This window comes from Cellulomonas algicola (assembly GCF_003851725.1).
GTDB classification, from domain to species: Bacteria; Actinomycetota; Actinomycetes; order Actinomycetales; family Cellulomonadaceae; genus Cellulomonas; species Cellulomonas algicola.
The window spans coordinates 1-4,111 of record NZ_BHYL01000254.1 but is presented as its reverse complement, the minus strand read 5'-3'; the positions used below and the strand labels follow the sequence as shown (position 1 = coordinate 4,111).

The 4,111-nt window shown below is 71.8% G+C and carries 6 protein-coding genes and 1 pseudogene; 4 read left to right on the top strand and 3 right to left on the bottom strand.

Going from position 1 to position 4,111, the window contains the following annotated elements; all coding sequences use genetic code 11:
• A pseudogene (locus tag CTKZ_RS15400) lies at positions 1 to 224 on the bottom strand (DoxX family protein); the annotation flags it as partial.
• Positions 225 to 236: 12 nt separating this feature from the next.
• On the bottom strand, positions 237 to 782 hold the full coding sequence (locus CTKZ_RS15395) for a ferritin (protein ID WP_124343768.1): 546 nt from the start codon (positions 780 to 782) through the stop codon (positions 237 to 239).
• Positions 783 to 909: 127 nt separating this feature from the next.
• Between CTKZ_RS15395 and CTKZ_RS15390 the strand changes: the two genes are divergently transcribed.
• The gene (locus CTKZ_RS15390) at positions 910 to 1,674 is read left to right on the top strand and encodes a sigma-70 family RNA polymerase sigma factor (protein WP_124343767.1); all 765 of its coding nucleotides are present in this window, start codon (positions 910 to 912) and stop codon (positions 1,672 to 1,674) included.
• Positions 1,671 to 1,958 (top strand): mycothiol system anti-sigma-R factor, encoded by a 288-nt coding sequence (rsrA, locus tag CTKZ_RS15385; RefSeq protein ID WP_124343766.1) that lies wholly within the window; start codon positions 1,671 to 1,673, stop codon positions 1,956 to 1,958. Before CTKZ_RS15390 ends, rsrA begins: the two co-directional genes overlap by 4 nt.
• A 67-nt stretch (positions 1,959 to 2,025) precedes the next feature.
• Here the strand turns inward: rsrA and CTKZ_RS22735 are convergent, their stop codons facing one another.
• Positions 2,026 to 2,100, bottom strand: a complete 75-nt coding sequence (locus CTKZ_RS22735) for a 50S ribosomal protein bL37 (RefSeq protein WP_370521008.1) — start codon at positions 2,098 to 2,100, stop codon at positions 2,026 to 2,028.
• A 107-nt stretch (positions 2,101 to 2,207) separates the two neighbouring features.
• Between CTKZ_RS22735 and CTKZ_RS15380 the strand changes: the two genes are divergently transcribed.
• Both CTKZ_RS15380 and CTKZ_RS15375 read left to right on the top strand, forming a co-directional pair.
• Positions 2,208 to 3,296: a type IV pilus twitching motility protein PilT gene (locus CTKZ_RS15380; RefSeq protein ID WP_124343765.1), complete on the top strand. Its 1,089-nt coding sequence runs from the start codon at positions 2,208 to 2,210 to the stop codon at positions 3,294 to 3,296.
• 150 nt (positions 3,297 to 3,446) lie between these two features.
• Positions 3,447 to 4,111 (top strand): DUF4097 family beta strand repeat-containing protein (locus CTKZ_RS15375; RefSeq protein WP_124343764.1); only part of this gene is annotated, 665 nt, incomplete at its 3' end.

Below are 4,111 nucleotides of genomic sequence, written 5' to 3'. Positions count from 1 at the left end.
CCGTGCGCCTGGACCGCGGACCGCAGCTGGCGCTCGGTGAGCTCGAGGCCGAGGACCCCGCGCGTGGCGCCGGCACCGCGCACGGCCGCGGGCACGCGGGCGTCGACCGTGTCGAGCGCGGCGCGCGCGTGGGCCGCGTGCACGGCGGGGTGGCGCACGACGTCGAGGCCCTCGACGACGAACCAGGTGGCGAACAGGGGTCGGGCGATACGGCGCAGCAGCACGGGAGCTCCTCCTTACAGGACGCCGCCGGCCGCGGCCGGTGCGTCGGGTGACTCGCCGCCGTCGCCGATGGTCTCCCGGGCGACGAAGTTCTCGAGGTCGAACAGGTTGTCGCCGGCGCGCGTGGCGACGGTGAGCAGGGTGCGGGCGGAGGCGACCTCCTCGACCTGCTCCTTGAGGAACCACAGCAGGAACTGCTCGCCGAGCGCGTCGCCCTCGGTGCGGGCGGCCCGGAAGATCGCCTCGATCTGCTCGGTGACCTGCTGCTCCTGCGCGAGCGCGAGCGCGACCGGCTCGACGACCGAGGAGAAGTGGTTGCGGACCGCGCTGCCCGGCGGGATCTCGACGTCGAGGTCCCGGTCCAGCAGGTACTGGACGAGCATCATCGCGTGGTTGCGCTCCTCGAGCGCCTGCCGGTAGTAGTGCCGGGCCAGCTGCGGCAGGTCCTGGCCGTCGCACCACACCGCGATCGCGACGTACTGCTGGTGGGCGTCGAACTCGTGCCCGATCTGCTCGCGCAGCAGCCGGAGGAACTCCGAACCGGTCGACGGTGTCGTCATGTCGGCCACGCTAGTGCGCGCGGGGGCGTCGCGCCGCGAGGGCGGGAGGGCGACGCGCCGCGGGGGCGGGATGCCGACGCGCCGCGCGGGCGGGAATGCGTCGCGCGTACGTGTCGTTGTGCAGCGCATGAGCCCGACAGTCCAGGCGCCGACCCGTGCGCCCGCCCCCGTCGTGCCCGGCGTCCTCATCGGCTGGGCGGGTGTGCCGTCCACCGACGGTGCCCCCACCGGTGCGACCCCGTCGGCGGGGCTAGGCTCGTGGGCGATGAGCGAGGACACCCACCGCGCACCCGACGCCGAGGACGAGGGCGCCCGGACCGAGCGGTTCGAGGCCGAGGCGCTGGTCTACCTGGACCAGCTGTACGGCGCTGCCCTGCGGATGACGCGCAACCCGGCGGACGCCGAGGACCTGGTGCAGGAGACCTTCACCAAGGCGTTCGCGGCGTTCCACCAGTACCGGCCGGGCACGAACCTCAAGGCGTGGCTCTACCGGATCCTGACGAACACGTACATCAACTCCTACCGCAAGAAGCAGCGCGAGCCGCAGCAGTCGCGGTCGGAGGAGATCGAGGACTGGCAGCTCGCGCGTGCGGAGTCGCACACGTCGAGCGGCCTGCGTTCCGCCGAGGCGGAGGCGCTGGATCACCTCCCGGACTCCGACGTCAAGGACGCGCTCCAGCGCATCCCTGAGGAGTTCCGGATCGCGGTGTACCTCGCCGACGTCGAGGGGTTCGCGTACAAGGAGATCGCCGAGATCATGGGGACGCCGATCGGGACGGTGATGTCCCGGCTCCACCGGGGGCGTGCGCAGCTGCGGGAGCTGCTCACGGACTACGCGCGCGAGCGCGGCCTGGTGGCGGCGGCACCCAGTGCGCCGGAGGGTGCTCGATGAGCGAGATGGACGATTCGGTCGCGCAGCTGACCGGCGGGTGCGGCAACAACTGCGAGGACGCGCTGGACCGGCTCTGGGAGTACCTGGACGCCGAGCTGGCCGACGTCGACGCCCAGACGGTGCGGACGCACCTGGCCGAGTGCCAGGGGTGCCTGCACGAGTACGACCTCGACGTCGTCGTGAAGCACCTGGTGCGACGCGGCTGCCAGGAGGTGGCACCCGACACGTTGCGGGTCCGCATCCACGAGCAGCTGACGGTGCACCTGCGCTCGCCGCAGCCCTGACGTGCCGAAGGCCCGGTCCCCGCGAGGGGTCCGGGCCTTCGTGCGTGCGGGAGCGTCCCGGCCTGTGTCAGGCGTTGGGACGCTTGCCGTGGTTCGCGCCGTTGCCCGCTCGGGAACGACGCTTGCGGCCGCGCTTGCTCATGGATCGTCTCCTCGACGTGTGTGCTGGTTGCCCTCCATCGTCCCACATCGCACGAGGCCCCCTGACGTCCGCTCAAGTCGGCGGGCAATCCGGCCGATAAGGGCTGCGTGACCCAGAGCACGCAGTCCGTCATCCCGTTCCTGCACGCCCTCGCCAGCACGGGCGGCTCCGACCTGCACTGCAAGGTCGGCTCCGCGCCGCGCGTGCGCGTCGACGGGCGGCTGCGCAAGCTGCAGGTGCCGGACCTGCGCCCGTCGGACACCGAGCGGATGCTCGAGGAGGTCCTGCCCGACGACCTGGTGGAGAAGTTCCGCACGACGCACGAGGCGGACTTCGCGTACTCGCTCTCGGGCGTCGGGCGGTTCCGCGTGAACGCCTACCAGGCGCGCGGCACGTACGGCCTGGTGTTCCGGCGGGTCGCCGTGGGCGCCGAGTCGCTCGGCACGCTGGGGCTGCCGGAGGTGGTGGGGGAGCTCGCGCTCGAGCCGCGCGGCCTGGTGCTGGTGACGGGCCCGACGGGGTCGGGCAAGACGACGACGCTCGCGTCGATGGTCGACCTCATCAACACGTACCGCGAGGTCAACATCGTCACGATCGAGGACCCGATCGAGATCCTGCACCACGACAAGAAGGCGATCGTGTCGCAGCGCGAGGTCCGCCAGGACACCGCCGACTTCACGGTCGCGCTGCGCGCCGCGATGCGGCAGGACCCCGACGTGATCCTGGTCGGCGAGATGCGTGACGTGGAGACGGTCCGCGCGGCGCTGTCCGCCGCGGAGACCGGCCACCTGGTCCTCTCGACGCTGCACACGATCGACGCCCCGGAGACGATCAACCGCATCATCGACTTCTTCCCGCCCCACGAGCAGAAGCAGGTGCGCGTGGCCCTGGCGCAGGCGCTGCGCGGCATCGTGTCGCAGCGTCTGGTGCGTCGGGCCGACGGGACGGGCCGGCGTGCGGCGGTCGAGGTCATGGTCAACACCGGCCGTACGGCCGAGGCGATCCTCGACCCGCTGGGCGGCCCGCCGCTCATCGACCTCATCAAGGACGGCGACTTCTACAAGATGCAGACGTTCGACCAGCACCTGTTCCAGCTGGTCCGGGACGACGTCATCACGTACGAGGAGGCCATGGCGGCGTCGTCGAACCCGCACGACCTCACGGTCGAGCTGCGGCAGGCGGGCCTCGTGTCCTGACCTCTGCGCCACCTGCGTGCCCCCGGCGAGGCGCGCACCCGACCGACCGGCGGGGTGCGCGCCTTCGTCGTACCCGGGGGTTGCGTGTCGCGACAGACGCGATATAACGTGTTCGACGGAACGAGATATATCGCGAAGAGGAGCAGCAGCATGGCCACCGAGACGTGGGTCGTCGCCCACCCCCAGATCATCGAGGTCGAGCAGGTCGCAGCCCTGCGCGTGCAGCTCGTCGGCGGTCGCGTCGACGTCGTCGCGCGCGACGAGCCTGGCGCGCGGATCGAGGTGCACGACGTCGAGGGACGGCCGCTCGAGATCACGCTCGTCGACGGCGAGCTCCGCGTCGGCTACTCGTTCACCCTCAGCGGCTGGGAGGGGTGGCTCGAGAAGGTCCGCAACTTCCGCGACAAGGATCGCGCCGACGTGCACATCGCCGTCCCGCGCGAGGTCTACGCCAAGGTCGGCACGGTCAGCGCCGAGGGCCTGCTCGCCGGCACGGTGTCGGACTCGTCGGTGTCGACCGTGTCCGGGTCGCTCGTCGTCGACGGCACCCGCGGCCGGCTGTCGGCCAACACCGTCTCGGGCGAGGTCGTCGTCCGCGACCACGCGGGCGACCTCAAGCTCAACTCCGTGTCGGGCGAGCTCGCGGCGTCAGGCGAGCTGACCCTGGTCCAGGCGAACACCGTGTCCGGCGCGCTCACGCTCGACGTCACCTCCGGGACCTCGTCGCTCACCGCGTCGAGCGTCTCGGGCGACGTCACCGTGCGCCTGCCGCACGGCAAGGGCGTCCAGGTGCGCGCGCAGTCGGTCTCCGGGCG